The following is a 16,726-nucleotide window of genomic DNA, read 5'->3' as shown; positions in this document are numbered from 1 at the left end:
TCAAGCGGCTTTTTTTGTGTCTTCAATCCAGCAGCGGGGTCAGATGAGGCCACACCGCATCCACCAGATAAGGCTGTGCGTCAGCATTCGGATGGATCCCATCCTGTTGCATCAGCTCCGGTTTCAGCGCCACCCCCTGCAAAAAAAAGGGTACCAGCGGGATATCATTGTCTTCAGCCAGATCCGGGTAGATGGACGTAAACTGCCGGGTGTAAGCCGGGCCGTAGTTGGTGGGGATCTGGATACCCAACAGCAGCACCTGCGCACCCGCATCCTCTGCCATATCAATCAGTTTTTGCAGGTTGCGCCGAATTAACAATGGCGGCATACCGCGCAGGCCATCATTACCCCCCAGTTCAATCACGACGATATCCGGCGTATTCTGCGCCAGCAAAGGCTTCAGCCGGGCAATGCCATTCTGCGTGGTATCACCGCTGACACTGGCGTTAGTCACAGACACGTCATACCCTTCCTGTTGTAACCGCTTTTCAAGCAGCGCGACCCAGCCCTGCTCCGGCGCCATCTTATAGGCCGCAGACAGGCTGTCACCCAGCACGATCAGGGAACCGGCAGACACCGGGCCAGTCAGAGCTAAAACGATCAGAAACAACAACGGACGTAGCATGGATCTCTCCAATCCAGTCGAAACTCAATTTGTCATTAACGCTCAGGATGTCGCAAAACAGTTTGCGACTCAAGCGGGTCCCATCCACCTGTTCAGCAAGATCAACCTGCAGATCAAACCGGGTGAAACCGTTGCCATTACCGGCCCCTCGGGTGCAGGGAAGTCTTCCCTGCTGAGCCTGCTGGCCGGGCTGGATGAACCTTCCGCAGGCAGTATTGCACTGTGCGGTCGAACCCTGACTGAACTAAGTGACAAACAGCAGTCCGCCTTCCGAGCAGCCTCGATCAGCTTTGTGTTTCAGTCTTTTCACCTGCTGCCTGAGCTTGATGCGCTGGGCAATGTCATGCTGCCCCTGCAGATACTGGGCAACAAACAAGCTAAAACCATTGCCACCGCCCGGCTTGAACAGGTCGGCCTGAGCCACAGGCTACACCACAAACCTGCTCAGCTTTCCGGCGGTGAACAACAACGTGTCGCAATTGCCCGTGCTTTTGCCACCCAGCCTACACTGCTGTTTGCCGATGAACCCACCGGCAACCTGGATCAGCACACCGGCGAGCAGATCATTGAACAACTGCTGCAGATGAACGCCTCAGAGGGCACTACGCTGATTCTGATCACCCACGATCCGGCACTGGCTCAGCGTTGCCAACGGGTGTTCCATCTCGATAACGGTCAGTTGCAGGAACACACAGTATGAGAGCCCTCGGCGCACTGGCAATCAGGCAAACCCTGGCGGGATTTACCCTGCCCGAATGCCGGGCACTGTTTCTGGCGCTGATTCTGGCCATCTTTACCACCAGCCTGATGGCGGTGATGGGCGACCGACTGGATCACAGTCTCAGCCGTAAAGGCGCAGAGCTGCTGGGCGCAGATCTTATCCTGCAAAGCACCCGCCCGCTGCATCCGCAACGGACAGAAGCGGCAGAAAAGCTGGGCATCCGGCACAGCGGCGTCACTCAACTGGCGACCATGGCCAGCACAGAGCAACAGTTTTTACTGATCTCCCTGCGTGCCGCGCAATCGGGTTATCCGTTGCGTGGCGAAATACACCTGCAACCTTCCTCCACATCAGCGTTACCTGCAACCGGCCATATCTGGGTCGAATCAGCCATTCTGGAACGGCTGGGCCTGGCATTGGGAGACAGTCTTACTTTGGGCGAGCGGGACTTTATCATCAGCCATACGCTGATCAGCTCACCCGACCGTGGCCGGGGTTTTGTCAGCTTTAATCCTCAGGCAATCATTCGGGCAGATGACCTGGCCTCTACCGGACTTCTATTGCCCGGCTCTCGCGCCCAATACCGCCTGTTATTTGCCGGTGAGCCGGAGGCCATCAGTACCCTGCAACAACAATTCAAAGACGGTCTTGAAACCAGCGAACGACTGATTGCGATTGATGAGGAGGAGGACCGGCGCGGCAGCGCCCTGAGCCGGGCCTCGGCGTTTTTGAAACTGGTGGCGTTTCTCACCCTGCTGATTTCGGGTCTGACTATTTTTCTCAGCCTGCGCCGTTTTACCCGACTGCAAAATCGGCGGGCGGCGCTGCTGCGGACGCTCGGCCTGAACCGCGCTCAGCTTGCCGGGGTGTATCTGCTGCAGCTTTTGGGCTACTGGTTTATCGCTGCACTGGTGGGTACCCTGCTCGCCCTGTTTGCGCAACAGGGTCTGTTTCTGTTGCTGGCAGACATGCTGCCACAACCGATCCCACCTACCCGACCGCTGTTTTATCTGCTGGGCCCGGCAATGGGCGGCATGTTAGTGGTGGCCCTGTCTCTGCCAGCTCTGAAGCAGTTATGCCGCACCGCTCCTGCCGATCTGTTTCATGAACAGCTGCAAAGCAGCGGCTATCCGGTTCGCATCAGCTATCTGGTGCTGGGTCTGTTTATCTTGCTGAGTGGCTTTTTCTATCTTAACAGTCTGGTTTTGAGCCTGCTGCTGATGGGTATTTTGTTGCTGAGCGCACTGCTGATTGCCTGGCTGGGTGCCCGTCTGATGGTATTGTTTGGCCACCTGTTGCAGAACCGACTGCACCTTGGCAGCCTGTTGCAAAGCCGCATCCAGCAGCAACAGCGCTGGTATCGTTTACAGATACCGGTCACCTGCCTGCTGTTAAGCCTGCTGAGTATCAATTACCTCGCACTGACCGACCTGATGCAGCGCTGGCGGGCAGAACTGCCTGCCAACACACCCGATCACTTCCTGATTAACGTGCAACCCTGGGAAACCGATGATGTCATCAACATCCTGCAACAGGCTGACATTGGGACGCAGCTGTGGCCGATCTACCGCGGCCGCCTAACCGCACTCAATCAGGCACCGCTGGCGGATACACTGAACGCCGAACAACTAAGCCACGGCTCCCTCAACCGCGAACTCAACCTCACTTGGGCAGACTCAATACCGGCGCATAACAGCCTGACACAGGGCAACTGGCAACCGGACCAACCCGGCGTATCGGTGGAAGAGAAACTGGCTGATGAGCTGGGGCTGAAAGTTGGCGATCTACTTGGGTTTGATATCGGCGGCACCCGCGTTGAAGTGCCCATCAACAGTTTGCGGACTTTGCGCTGGGACTCCTTCCAGCCCAACTTCTTTTATATCTTCACACCGGCGCAACTGAATGAACTGCCCGCCAGTTTTATCACCAGCTTTCATCTGGGGGACCGGGCTGGGGAGATCAACCGCAATCTGCTGCAAAATCACCCGACCCTGACGCTGATCGACGTGCGACAGCTACTGAATCAGCTGCAAACCCTGCTGGGACAACTGGCGCAGCTCTCAACCCTGCTGTTGTTACTGGCGGCTCTGGCAGCCCTGCTGCTGGTCTACACCACCCTGCATCAGGAGCTGGAGCAACGTCAGAAAGAGAATGCCCTGCTACGAACACTGGGTGCCAGTGGGACGCGTTGTCGCCAATTGGACCTTTTGGAACTGGCGCTGACCGGTGGCTGCACTGGCCTGCTGGCGGTGGCGATTACCGAACTGAGTCTGTGGCCGGTACATCAGCGCCTGTTGCAACTGGAGCCGGTGCTGCACCCCACCCTCTGGTGGGCATTGCCACTGGGCAGTCTTGTGCTGTTTGTAACGATGGGCTTGATCAGTCACCGTTCGAAAAGTCTGTCCGCCAGTTACCGGCTGTTACGCCAGCAGCTTTAAAGACCTAACAGGGTACGCGGCTCACCGGTAGCCGCCGGATCCACCTGCGGATAACAGGTAAAGAGGCGCTCTACACTGACGTTTTGCTGCGACAATGCCGTTTTGATCTGATCGCCTCTTGCCGCAGCCAGCGCCTGCAGTTCAGTTTGCAGCAGTGCCTTTAGCTCTTCAGGCGTGGCTTTACGATTAGCATCGGTCAGCTGTTTAAGCATCGGTTCGGCATCGGCTGCAACCACCTGACCGCAGATATTCAGCCGCATGGCTGGACGTTCCTGCAGCATCGCCGCCAGTTTGTTCATGTAAGTTTTGCCATCACCACTCAGTTCGGCGGAAAGTGGTTCAAACAGCACCGGCTGCAACTGGATAAAGCTGCCTTTTTCCGCCGCATCCATCGCCATTTGCGCCACTGTAATCAGCGCCCCAAAGGGCTGCAGGGATTTAGTCAGATAACCAAATGCGGCATTTTTCAGACCCTTGCCTGCCAGTTTGTTAATGATGGCCTGATAACCAAACTGCGGGTCATCCAGCGAGCCGTTCAGCTCCAGATCCAGTTCAATATTTTCGTCTTTGTCCTTCAGCACCATCAGCGCTGTTTCCAGCGGCATGGTCACTTTTTCGTTAAACGCATCACTGCGGTCACTTTTATCCCGCTGCACTTCGATACGGTTCAGGAAGATATCGGTTTTGCCGTCCAGTTTGCGCTTTTTCACGCTGCCTCGGCTGCTGATATTCAGCTGACCGTTGCGCAGTAGATAACCGGTAAATTGGCTGAAATAGGGGCTGACCATCGGCAGGTCCAGCGCTTTAAGGTCCACAGTCCAGTCACCACCATAATTACCGGAGAAAAGCTCCATCTGCCCCTGTGCGTTCAACTGGGTGAATTTTCCGAGCTGGCTTTGCAGTTCAAATCGGGTGGGCTGATCAGAGCCGGTGTCGAGCGCATCCAGTTGCAGCTTCTTCAGCTCCAGTTCTGTGTTAAGTACCGGCTTCACCCCCTGATCAACAAAGGCGATGCGGTTATCCCCTTTAACAATGACCCGGTTGATCTTCACTTTAAAAGGTTCTGCATCCGATTGCGGTGTAGAAACTGTCGCAGATGTTGTGCTTTGCTCAGGCTGCAAACGCTCAATCAACCAGTTAAATTCAACCGGCTGACGCTGTTCTGACAACAGCAGACGGTTGCGACCACCACTCAGGGTCATCTGGTTAATCTGCAGGCTCTGCATCTGCTGCAGCTTCAGAGCATCCAGCTCAATCTGCTGCCACTGACTCAGGGTCTGGTCTTGCCCCTGCACCTGTAGCTGGTTAAACCGCACGCCAGCAACACTGACCTGCTCTGCGTTATTGGCAACATCGATGTTCTGCCCGTCAAGCCCGGCAAGTAATACCAGCGCCGTCCCGGACCGACTGAGCTGGGTGTTTTGCACAGACAAAACAGGGATAACCGCCTGCCAGCGATTTTCCGGATCAGCCGTCATCTCACCCTGAGTTGTTAGCTGCGCAACACCAATCCGATAAGGGTCGGAATTACCGATCGCCAGTGCCAGTTGGGTCAGGTTCAGGGAAGCCAGCTGAATCAGCCTCGGCAGGCCATCCTGCAACTGCAGATCAGCACTGAGTTCGCCCTGCTGCAGCTGGTACTGCTGCCCCGGCAAACGGGCGTCCAACTGACTCACCTGCAGATCAGTCAGGCTGGCTTTCAGATCAGATAATGTGCCATTCACAACAGCATTAAAACGCCCGGAACCCAGCGCGAAAGACTCATCACCCTGACTTAATTCACTGCCTTCAAGGCTTACCTGACTGTCTGTGGCCAGTTGTTGCAGTGCGCCCTCCTGCCAGACGACCGAAGCGTTACCACTCCAGTCCAGTGCCTGCTGAGACAGCGCCAGACTTTCCTGTGAAAAGGACAGATTTCTGATCCGGATGGAGCCCTGCTGTTGCACGGTGAAAGACTGTTGTGCAAGGTTGCTGCTGGCATCAATCGCCAGATCCAGATCGACTCGGGCGCGCAATCCCGGCACCCAGGGCGCGGTCAGGCTGTGCACCGGGAAGTCCTGCAACTTTATTTTCAGCCGCGTACTTTTTTGCTCTGGCAGAGGCAGTGCTTCTGACTGAAGATTGATCGGCGCACCGTTCAGAGCCCCCTCAAGTTTAAGTTGGGTGGCCTGCTCAGGCGCCCACAACAGCAGATCCTGAACGGACGCTTGGTTAAGGGTCAGGCGGTGGGTCTGATTTGGCAGCTCTGCCTGCCAATCAATGTTACTCAGCTCGATTTTACTAAAACCGACACTCCACTCACTGGGTGCGTCAGGCTCAGCCGCTTCGGGTTCAGCTTCCTGACTCTGTAACGCCAGCAGGTTAATAGGACCCAGCCATAAAGCATCCGCGGTTTGTCTCACCCCCATCTGCACCCCGGACAGGTCAATCAGTTTCAGCAACAGGCGTTTGTCTGACAGCGCCGCGTAATCTATACCCAATTCAAGCTGGTCAATCTGCATCGGTGGTCGTTCTGCGGCGGTAGCTTTAAGCCCCTGCAGTCTGAACTCACCTTTAAACCAGTTGATCTCTACTGCGCTAAGCCGGGCATCCTCAGCACCATGGCTACGTAACCAGATAACCGCCTGATCCCGTAACAAATAGGGCAGATTGTGCACCATCAGCAGAACAACCAGCACAACAGCAATCAACCAACGCAACATTCCGTATCCTTTCGCAATCACAAGTTTTTATTTTTCTGACACGCCCTAACCGAACAACAGGCCGTGTATTGAGTTTAGCCTTTACCCACAAAAGGCAATGGGATCTCCTTCTGCAGTCGACTATACAGCCGATCAGAGCGCTGATAAAATCGCCCAAATTTTGTTCTATGCATGTCTTGTCTTGGCCGATGTTGCCTCTAAGAGCAACACGCTGACAAGTCGGTACGTTTTAACTTACTTACTCTAGGGTGACTCTCATGGCACATGATGAAAACTACCGCGACCCTGCGGGCTTTAGCTGGATTATTATCAACCTGATCGCGATCGCCTGGATTACCATGCCAGCCAGCATTGCCATCAGCCGTTTGAGCTTCTGATAGCCAAATCCGATATCAGTTCCGGCTGATACGAAAAGGCCCCGTTCACTGACGGGGCCTTTTACGTTACAGCGACTGTGAGTGATCACTTCGTCAGTGTCACCACCCCCTCCGGGGTACCCATCAGTACAATATCTGCACCACGCTGAGCAAACAGGCCGTTGGTAACCACACCCACAATATTGTTCAGTTCAGCTTCCAGCCTTTTGGGATCAAGTATTTCGAGGTCATACACATCCAGAATGCAGTTGCCGTTGTCAGTGGTAAAACCTTCACGCCAGACCGGCATGCCGTCCATTTTCACCAGTGCTCTGGCCACCTGAGAGCGCGCCATCGGGATCACTTCCACCGGCAGTGGAAACGCGCCCAGCAGATCAACCTGCTTGGTGCTGTCCACGATACAAACAAACTCTTTGGCAACTGCAGCGACGATTTTTTCCCGGGTCAGGGCACCACCGCCACCCTTAACCAGATTCAAGTACGGATCAAACTCATCCGCACCATCTACATACACATCCAGCTCATTCACGCTGTTCAGGTCATATACCTGAATACCATGTCCTTTCAGGCGTTCAGCCGTGGCTTCCGAGCTGGCCACCGCACCATCAAACAGGTGCTTGATCTCTGCCAGGGCATCAATAAAGCAGTTCGCCGTTGAGCCAGTGCCTACGCCCACAATGCTGTCCCGCCCCAGCCGGGGTTTGATGTAGTCCACCGCGGCCTGCGCCACTGCCTGTTTCATTTCATCCTGAGTCATGCTGATCTCACTGTGGTTGTGATTAACGGGCTGCAGTGGCAGCGCAAAACGTAATTATACGCATCTGCCCTGCCCGCTTGTAGACGCAAACACACATAAGCTTTACCATTTCCGCCTTTAATCATGGGTAAAACCCGGTGATTCCTAACGCCTTACCGGCTTGCAGGAACATCTATAACACAGCAGATTTTGTATGCCGCACCGCTATATCAAAAAAATTCTGGAAGCCCGCGTCTACGATGTAGCCGTGGAAACACCGCTGGACGAAGCCCGCGGGCTGTCTGAACGGCTGCAGAACCGAATTTTGCTGAAGCGGGAAGACAAACAACCGGTGTTTTCTTTCAAGCTGCGTGGCGCCTATAACAAGATGGCGCAGCTCACTGAAGCCGAAAAGGCCTGCGGTGTGGTCGCGGCATCTGCCGGAAATCATGCTCAGGGACTGGCCATGTCAGCCCGCAAGCTGGGTGTTAAAGCCACCATCGTGATGCCAAAAACCACCCCGGACGTCAAAGTGAATAACGTTCGTCGTCTGGGTGGGAAAGTGGTCCTGCATGGCGATGCCTACGACGAGGCTGCCACCTTTGCCAAGCAGTTGGTAGAGGAAAAAGGGATGACCTACGTGCACCCGTTTGATGATCCGGATGTGATCGCAGGCCAGGGCACCATTGCCATGGAGTTGCTGCGCCAGGAGTCCGGCCCGATCCATGCCATCTTCGTGCCCGTGGGCGGCGGCGGTCTGATTGCCGGTATCGCCACCTACGTAAAATACCTGCGTCCCGATATCAAAGTGATCGGTGTTGAATCCGAGGAATCCGCCTGCCTGAAAGCCGCGATGGATGCCGGTGAACGGGTGGTACTGCCACAGGTTGGCATCTTCGCCGACGGCGTTGCCGTGGCTCAGATTGGCGAAAACACTTTTGAGCTGGCACAAAAATATGTGGACGAGGTTATTACCGTCAGCATTGATGAGATCTGTGCCGCCATCAAAGATATTTACGATGACACCCGCTCGATCTGCGAACCGGCCGGTGCGCTGGGTGTCGCGGGCCTGAAAAAATATATCGAGCGCGAAAAGTTACAGGATCAGACGCTGATCGCCATCGACTCCGGCGCCAACGTCAATTTTGATCGGCTGCGCCACATTGCCGAGCGTTCTGAGCTGGGCGAAAAACGCGAAGCGATCATCGCCGCACGTATCCCGGAAAAACCGGGCAGCTTTAAAAAGTTCTGCTCGGCACTGGGCCGTCGCAACATTACCGAGTTCAATTACCGCTTCAGTGATAATCAGAGCGCGATTGTATTTGCCGGCATCCAGATCAAGCCCGGTGGAACCGACCGTGACGAGCTGGTGACCACCCTGACCGACAAGGGTTATGAGGTAGTTGATCTGACCGATAACGAAACCGCCAAACTGCATGTCCGCTACATGGTCGGTGGCCATGCTCCGGCGGCGGTAAATAATGAAGTGGTTTACCGGTTCGAGTTTCCTGAGCGCCCCGGTGCGCTGATGAATTTCCTCAGCCAACTGGGCAGCCGCTGGAACATCTCCATGTTCCACTACCGCAACCATGGCGCTGCCTATGGCCGGGTTTTAGTGGGCATGCAGGTGGAAAAAGAGGACTACCCACTGGTGGTACAGTTCCTCGATGAGATCGGCTACAACTACTGGAACGAAACCGACAATAGCGCCTACCGACTTTTCCTCGGTTAATCTGTCCCATATCTGCCTGGGCCGGTGATTCGGCTCAGGCTGCCTGCTCAAACCCATCGGGCAAACTTCCGTTTAAATTTAGACGACCAATGGGTTGGTATTTTATGACACCGATCAATGTTTAAATCCCCTTCTATTGACTAAGCTGACCTGTACCCCCGGCCACTGGTAATCAGGTGTTTTATGCAGCAACAGTTATTTGAAACCGGCACCACCCTGACCGAACGGCTTGCCGTGCTGCATCAACGTATTCTGGACTCAGTGCCTGCAGTGGACCGCATCGCCCTGACCCTGTTTGATGAACAGGAAGATATGCTCAAGACGTTTATCAACAGCACCCTTGAGGGGCATGCCATCAAAGGGTACGAAAGCCGTTTGTCGCTGAGCCCCTGCCTGAAACGCCTGGCGGAAACGGCTGAGATTCGGGTACTCCATCACCTTGATGAATGCCTGACACCGGATAAAACCCACAGTGCCTGGGTATTGTCACAGGGCTACCGTTCATCACTGACAGTACCCCAGTTTCACAACGGCAAATTTATCGGTTTCCTGTTTTTTAATTCAAAACAACCCGCTGTATTTTCCGACAAGGTTCAACGTGACCTGTTGCTGTACTGCAATCTGGTCAATATGACCCTCAGTGCTGAACTCAGTGTGGTCAATGCGATTCTCTCCAGCGTTAATCTGGCGCGGGACTTCAGCCATCTGCGGGATTTTGAAACCGGCGCCCATCTGGAGCGTATGGCGCGCTACGCCCACCCGATTGCACGACACCTGGCGGACCAGTGGGGACTGACTGACGAAGCGGTTGAACATATACAGCTGTTTGCGCCGCTACACGACATTGGCAAAATCGGCATTCCCGACAGCATTCTGTTAAAACCCGGCCCGCTGACGCCAGAGGAACGGGCCATCATGCAACAGCATGTGCAGAAAGGGCTGGATATCGTGAACAAGATCGTCGGCAAATTCAGCCTGCAGGAACTACCCGACTCGTCACTGATGCTGAATATTGTCGGCTCTCACCACGAGTTTATGGATGGCAGCGGTTATCCAAAAGGTCTGAAAGGTGAAGAGGTGCCCTACGAAGCCCGCATTGTCACCGTTGCGGATATCTTTGATGCACTGATCAGTGAACGCCCATACAAGCCTGCGTGGCCTGTCGAAGACGCGCTGGCAGAACTGCATGCGATGGCAGATAAAGGCAAAATCGACCGCGCCTGTATCCGCGTTTTGGAAGAGCAGCATGAAGAAGTGGCACATATCGCTGAAAAATATCAGGACCCGCCACTGGCTCAGTCAGCTTAATGCGAGTTAGCCAGTGTCTCCGGCATTTCAGGTGAATGCGAAAACCCTTCGCCAAAAAACGCCTGAAATACAAACACCAGCAGGGACGCTAAACCCCAGATAAGACCGGTCACCACGCCCAGATCAATAATGCCCCGCCAGGGCTGATTCAACTGATGCACCAGCAGAACCATGCAGATAATGCCGCCCGTCAGGCAGTAAGTCACAATCATGCGGCGACGCTTGATGGCGAAGAACCCCATACAGAACAACGGGGCCAGAAAAAACCGGACGGGAGAGACATTGCCGGATAAAAACAGCACCCGCGCCGCAACACGTGGCGACCAGGCCTGCTGAAAACCACGGTAACCTTCGGCAAAACCCATAAAGATCATGCTGCCGACAATGGCGGCCCAGTGGTACCACTCCAGTGGCACGCTGAATGTTTCCAGAGCGATTCCGCTCAAACGATAAATAGCGCTGCCCAGAATCAGACAGATACCGGTAATACCCCAGAGCGCAGCAACGTTACCCAACACAACTCATATCCTGTGAATGTTTCAGGGCGCACATTATAGCCACACTCATTCCCTGCCACAAAAAAGATAAAAAAAACCACCGCAAGCGGTGGTCAAAGCACGACGAATGCGGGGCAGCGGCCATTTCCCATCGCCCACTGCCCCTGGGCTCCTGTTCACGGGATCGTCTGTGATCGTTTAACTCATCAGTAACCTTTTAACTTATCTATATATTCCGGCAGGAACAGTGATATTTCCGGCACGTAAGTAATCAGCATCAGGAAGCCAAGCAACAGACCCAGCCACGGCAGACAGGCCTTGATTACCCACAACATGTTCTCCCCGGTAATCCCCGCCGTCACAAAGAGATTGAGCCCCACCGGCGGTGTCAGCATACCGATCTCCATGTTCACCACCATGATGATGCCCAGGTGAATTGGGTCGATACCCAGTTTCATGGCAATCGGAAACAGAATTGGCGCCATGATCAGCAGGATGGCTGACGGCTCCATAAAGTTACCGGCAATCAGCAGCAGAATGTTCACCACAATCAGGAAACCCCAGGCAGGCAGGCCCCACTCGATGATCGCTTCTGCAATGTTGTGTGGAATACGTTCTGTGGTGAGTACGTGAGCAAACAGCATCGCATTGGCGATGATGAACAGCAGCATCATGGAGACCTTAGAGGCATCCAGCACCACTTTGCGCACTTCTTTGTCGAAGATAGAACGTGGAAATGCCAGAGCAATCTGCCAGCTATTGCGCACAACCGCAGCAGAAACACCCTCATCAGCCTTAATCCATGGACTGTTTTTCAGCGGGCCAATATCACGGTAGCCAATCACCGCAATCAGGAAACCATACACTGCAGCCACCGCCGCCGCTTCGGTCGGTGAGGCAATACCGCCGTAAATAGAACCGAGCACGATGATGATCAGCATCAGACCGCCCAGCGCCACCAGACCGGAGCGCAGCAGTTTGCCAAAACCCGGGAACGGCTGCGAAGGCAGGCCTTTGATGCGTGCCACGATATAGATGGCGATCATCAGAATCAGACCCATCATGATGCCGGGAATAAAACCCGCCATAAACATACGTGAAGCAGACACTTCGGTCGCTGCGGCATACACCAGCATCACGATGGAGGGAGGAATCAGAATACCCAGCGTACCCGCATTAGCGATAACCCCGGCAGCAAACGCCTTGGGATAACCGGAGCGCACCATCCCCGCAATTACAATGGTACCAATCGCGGCCACTGTGGCCGGAGACGAACCCGATACAGCCGCAAACAGCATACAGGCCATAACCGATGCCATCGCCAGACCGCCACGAATGTGCCCCACCGTATCAACCGCAAAGTTGATCAGGCGGCGAGCCACACCACCGGTGGACAGGAATGACGACGACAGAATAAAAAACGGAATCGCCAGCAGGGTGTAATGTTCAGATGTTGCCTCAAACAGCTTCAACGCAATCGACGCCAGCGAGTCGTTGGAGAACATCAGAATGGTTGTGATTGAGGACAAGCCAAGCGCAATCGCGATCGGCATGCCCATAAACATACAGGCAAACAGGGTGATAAACAGAATCGCAATGGTCATTATTTTTTACCCCCTGTTGAAGCATCATCGGCCAGCGCTGTTTCTTTCAGCTCTTTGGCAATCTCCATCGACTCTTCCGCTTCATCGGCCAGATGGAAACCATCGGCTTCACCTTTAATCACTTTCCAACCCAACTGCAGAAAACGAATAATCAGCAGCACAAAACCGATCACCAGAATGCTCATCACAGTCCATTTCGGAATCGGCAGATCTTCCAGTTCAATACCGATCATCTTCATCTTGCTGAGGTAGATCCATGAGCCGTAAAGGAACATGCCGCAGTACGCCAGACACAGCAGAATGGCGATCACAGTGACAATGCGATGCATCTTGTTGGGCAGGGCTTTTACAAACACATCCACACCAATATGCGCACCGACTTTAACGCCATAAGAGGCGCCAAAGAGCACAAACCAGGCCGACAGGATCAGGGTGACCTCCTGTGCCCAGTGAATACCGGCACTGAAGCCGAAACGGGCGACCACTTCTGCAAATACCAGAAGGGTCATCGATACCAACAGCAAAGAGAGAAAGCTCTCTTCAAATTGGTTAATGATATTTCTCACCATGGGGAAACCTCAGAGGGACTCTACCGTTTATTGTTATCTGCTGTTCAAACCAGCGAGCAGTCAGCTGATGCAGCATTGACTGGAAAGTCGGCTAATCACCCGGCTTTCCGGTCAATACTGAGAATGGGCAGGCACTGCCTGCCCATCACTGCAGTGATTACTGGTTAGACATTTCAGCCGCTTTGATCAGGTCAGCGCCGATAGCATCTTCAAACTGTTTCCAAACCGGTTTCATCGCTTCAACCCACTGCTGACGCTCAGCATCAGACAGGGTTACAACTTCAGAACGTTTGGATTCGATGATCAGTTGCTTGTCTTCTTCAGTCTTTTTGCCGGCGATGTCGTTGCCGTAAGCAATCGCTTCATCCAGTGCTTTTTTCAGTTCAGTCTGCACAGACTCATCCAGCGACATCCAGAATTCAGTAGAGGTCACTACCAGGTAATCCAGCACACCGTGGTTGGATTCAGTGATATAAGGCTGTACCTCAAAGAATTTCTTGGAGTAGATGTTGGACCAGGTGTTTTCCTGACCATCAATCGCTTTAGTCTGCAGCAGGGTGAACACTTCAGAGAATGGCTTTTTCAGTGGCACCGCATCCACCGCTTCAAACTGCGCCTGCAGTACGTCAGAGGTCATGATGCGGAATTTCTTACCGGACGCATCCGCAGGAACACGCATCGGCTCAGAAGCAGACAGTTGTTTCATACCGTTGTGCAGGTAACCCAGACCCACCAGACCTTTTTTGCGCAGTGAATCCAGCAGCTTCTGACCTTCAGGGCCCTGCTGGAAACGCTCTACAGCCGCCATATCCTTGAACAGGAAAGGCAGGTCAAATACCTGGAGCTGGTCAGTGTATTTCTGGAACTTGGACAGTGCTGGCGCAGCCATCTGCACATCGCCCAGCAGCATGGCTTCCAGAACCTTGTTATCGCCAAACAGCTGTGAGTTCGGGAACACTTCTACAACGACTTTATCATCGCCCAGACGCTCTTTAACCAGATCGCGGAATTTAAGGGCCATCTGGCCTTTCGGGGTGTTTTCCGCAACCACGTGAGAAAATTTGATTTCGATCGGAGCAGCCATGACAGCCTGAGCCCCGAATGACAATGCCAGAGTAGTGACGGCAGCAGCGAGTAAACGCATAAGTGATCTCCTGTTCGTTCTTTGTTGTTATCGCACCGCCCTAGAGAAGAGGTCGGCACGTTATTGTGAGTGATGCCATGTATGAGCAAGGAAAAGGCCAAAACCCAAAAAACAAACAGAAAATATTTTTAACGCCTTAAATAACAGATACTTATTTAATTTTTCAAAAACAACCCTCCTTAAGTCCTCCGCTTAAAATGGATGGAAACCCACCCATTACCCAGAAAACCACGGGTCAACTTCACCCAAAATTGATCTGGGTTAAAGAACCTGAGCCAACCACTTGAGAAACTCCGCAATCCGCCGACAACTGCTAAATTAACCTACGGTTTGTTTTAAGCGCCGCTGCCAGGAGCAGAACATATATGAAAACCAGCTTGTCCATTCAGACCAAAGTGAATGTTTCGCTCGCTGCCGGATTTATACTGATTTTGCTCACCTCCCTGTGGATCATTCACCGTAGCGAATCCACACTGGCGCTAGAAGTTGCGACCCGCAACACCCAGGAAACCGCAGATTCCTATTTCGACAGCATCAATATCCTGATGCTGAGCGGTGCCATGAGTAACCGTAAAACCCTGCAAGATAAAATCCTCTCCAATGAAGACATCACGGAAGCCCGTATTATTCGCGGAGAAGAGATCAGCAAGGTATTTGGTTCGGGCCTGGATGATGAAAAAGCACTGGATGCGCTGGATCAGCGTGCTTTGAAGGGTGAATCCATCGTCACCGAGTTAAATGACGCTGACGGCCACCGCCTGACCGTCGTGACCCCACTCAAAGCCGAAAGTAACTACAAAGGCACCAACTGCCTGATGTGTCACCAGGTACCTGAAGGCACGATCCTCGGCGCCGTGCGTGTCACCTACTCCTTTGCCAACCTGGACAGCCGTATTCACAGCAACCTGCTGCAGGTGGGTTTTGTTCAGCTGGCCCTGTTTATTGGCGGCCTGCTGATGGTGAGCTACCTGCTGCGCCATCTGGTGGTCAGTCCGGTTAAACGAATGGCCTCTACCCTGAACAAAATCCGCGAGAACGATGACCTGACCCTGCGTATTCCGGTGCAGGCAGATGATGAAATCGGCGCCATGTCAGCGTCACTCAACGAGATGCTGGCCGAATTCCATGCCAACCTGCGTCAGGTCAGCAGCACCGTGCATCAGCTCAGTCAGTCCAGCCAGGAGATAAATGGCATTGCTGACATGGCCAACGTTGCGGTCAGCGGACAACAGATGCAGACCAGCTCTGTTGCCACAGCAATGGAGCAGATGGAAGCCGCCACCCGCAGCGTTTCTGCCAGCGCAGAAAACACCGCCAACGCCTCTGATCAGGCACTGCGACAGAGTGAAGAAGGCACCCGCATCACCCAGCAGGCGATGGATGCCATCGAGTCCCTGAAAGAGCGCATCGACAGCGCTCTGGGCGTGATCAATAAACTGGATAACCAGAGCCAGCAGGTCGGCACCGTCCTGGAAGTGATTGAAAAAATCGCCGAACAGACCAACCTGCTCGCCCTTAACGCCGCCATCGAAGCCGCCCGCGCCGGTGAACAAGGCCGTGGTTTTGCGGTGGTGGCGGATGAAGTGCGCTCGCTGGCCAGCAAAACCCGCCACTCTACCGAAGAGATCAACAGCATTATCAGTGAACTGCAACAGGATGCCCGCGATGCCGTGCGTGTGATGCAGGAAGCCCACAGCAGTGCCGAGGTTGGCGTAAGCAAAGTCCAGAACACCGCCAGCGCACTGGGTAAAATTGCCAACGAAGTCCGCTCAATCAACGATATGAACCATACCGTGGCTGCATCGGTGAAAGAACAAAGCGAGATGGCAGCCAGCGTGGAACACAGCGTACTGGAGATCGCCAACGCCTCGCAGCAAACCTCATCCCGGGCTGGCAAACTGAATCAGGTCGCCCACGAGCTGAATACCCTTGCCAGCCAGCTTGAAGGCCGGGTGCGCAAGTTCAAACTCTAAACATAATCACGTTTAAAAAAGCAGCCAACGGCTGCTTTTTTTTGTGCCCGGCTGACAGCCCCAACCCATACAAAGCTACGGGCTAACACCCATGCCCTGTGGATAAAACCGGAGTCACCACCGGATTTGAAGACAGTCTATTAGCCAACGCTTCGCTCTGATGCTCAAATTGCCCACTGACGTGCGCAGATTTACCCTTGCACTGCTCAGAAAATCGTTACATATTCAAAACTTAAGGAAATAGCTGTGTAGATACTGCGCACAGCCCAGCATCAATATGCGCATGCTCGTTTTTAATGG

12 protein-coding genes are annotated in these 16,726 nt (G+C 53.9%); 5 read left to right on the top strand and 7 right to left on the bottom strand.

Annotated features, from left to right (window positions below; translation table 11 throughout):
* Positions 1-22 precede the first annotated feature (22 nt).
* A complete protein-coding gene (locus tag P2G53_RS11265; protein WP_275817264.1) occupies positions 23-625 on the bottom strand; it encodes an arylesterase in 603 nt (200 codons plus the stop codon).
* On the opposite strand from P2G53_RS11265, the gene P2G53_RS11260 reads away from it, so the two are divergent.
* Together P2G53_RS11260 and P2G53_RS11255 are read left to right on the top strand one after the other, a co-directional pair.
* Positions 624-1,325, top strand: a complete 702-nt coding sequence (locus P2G53_RS11260) for an ATP-binding cassette domain-containing protein (RefSeq protein WP_275817262.1) — start codon at positions 624-626, stop codon at positions 1,323-1,325. The two genes, P2G53_RS11265 and P2G53_RS11260, sit on opposite strands and share 2 nt — an antisense overlap.
* Positions 1,322-3,784, top strand: a complete 2,463-nt coding sequence (locus P2G53_RS11255; protein WP_275817260.1) for an FtsX-like permease family protein — start codon at positions 1,322-1,324, stop codon at positions 3,782-3,784. The genes P2G53_RS11260 and P2G53_RS11255 overlap by 4 nt, the downstream gene beginning before the upstream one ends.
* On the opposite strand, the gene P2G53_RS11250 is transcribed toward P2G53_RS11255, so the two are convergent.
* Both P2G53_RS11250 and rpiA read right to left on the bottom strand, forming a co-directional pair.
* Positions 3,781-6,486 carry a DUF748 domain-containing protein gene (locus P2G53_RS11250; RefSeq protein WP_275817258.1) on the bottom strand — a complete coding sequence of 902 codons (2,706 nt, stop codon included), beginning with the start codon at positions 6,484-6,486 and terminating at the stop codon, positions 3,781-3,783. The genes P2G53_RS11255 and P2G53_RS11250 overlap by 4 nt on opposite strands.
* A 462-nt stretch (positions 6,487-6,948) precedes the next feature.
* A complete protein-coding gene (gene rpiA, locus P2G53_RS11245; RefSeq protein WP_275817256.1) occupies positions 6,949-7,620 on the bottom strand; it encodes a ribose-5-phosphate isomerase RpiA in 672 nt (223 codons plus the stop codon).
* 193 nt (positions 7,621-7,813) lie between these two features.
* Between rpiA and ilvA the strand changes: the two genes are divergently transcribed.
* Complete coding sequence (gene ilvA, locus P2G53_RS11240; RefSeq protein ID WP_275817254.1) at positions 7,814-9,331, top strand: threonine ammonia-lyase, biosynthetic; 1,518 nt, start codon at positions 7,814-7,816, stop codon at positions 9,329-9,331.
* 183 nt (positions 9,332-9,514) lie between these two features.
* The gene (locus tag P2G53_RS11235; RefSeq protein ID WP_275817252.1) at positions 9,515-10,639 is read left to right on the top strand and encodes an HD domain-containing phosphohydrolase; all 1,125 of its coding nucleotides are present in this window, start codon (positions 9,515-9,517) and stop codon (positions 10,637-10,639) included.
* Here P2G53_RS11235 and P2G53_RS11230 read toward each other — a convergent pair.
* From P2G53_RS11230 to P2G53_RS11215, 4 genes are all read right to left on the bottom strand, one after another.
* Positions 10,636-11,157, bottom strand: a complete 522-nt coding sequence (locus P2G53_RS11230; RefSeq protein WP_275817250.1) for a hypothetical protein — start codon at positions 11,155-11,157, stop codon at positions 10,636-10,638. The two genes, P2G53_RS11235 and P2G53_RS11230, sit on opposite strands and share 4 nt — an antisense overlap.
* Before the next feature lie 185 nt (positions 11,158-11,342).
* Positions 11,343-12,740: a TRAP transporter large permease subunit gene (locus P2G53_RS11225; protein WP_275817248.1), complete on the bottom strand. Its 1,398-nt coding sequence runs from the start codon at positions 12,738-12,740 to the stop codon at positions 11,343-11,345.
* A complete protein-coding gene (locus P2G53_RS11220; RefSeq protein WP_275817246.1) occupies positions 12,740-13,309 on the bottom strand; it encodes a TRAP transporter small permease in 570 nt (189 codons plus the stop codon). The genes P2G53_RS11225 and P2G53_RS11220 overlap by 1 nt, the downstream gene beginning before the upstream one ends.
* 157 nt (positions 13,310-13,466) lie before the next feature.
* On the bottom strand, positions 13,467-14,453 hold the full coding sequence (locus P2G53_RS11215) for a TRAP transporter substrate-binding protein (RefSeq protein WP_275817244.1): 987 nt from the start codon (positions 14,451-14,453) through the stop codon (positions 13,467-13,469).
* A gap of 365 nt (positions 14,454-14,818) precedes the next feature.
* On the opposite strand from P2G53_RS11215, the gene P2G53_RS11210 reads away from it, so the two are divergent.
* Positions 14,819-16,426 (top strand): methyl-accepting chemotaxis protein, encoded by a 1,608-nt coding sequence (locus tag P2G53_RS11210; RefSeq protein ID WP_275817242.1) that lies wholly within the window; start codon positions 14,819-14,821, stop codon positions 16,424-16,426.
* The last annotated feature ends 300 nt before the right edge of the window (positions 16,427-16,726 follow it).

The sequence above is a fragment of the Neptuniibacter sp. CAU 1671 genome (assembly GCF_029222905.1).
Lineage (GTDB): Bacteria > Pseudomonadota > Gammaproteobacteria > Pseudomonadales > Balneatricaceae > Neptuniibacter.
The sequence above is the reverse complement of the archived record's forward strand: the minus strand, read 5'-3'. Positions and strand labels throughout refer to the sequence as shown.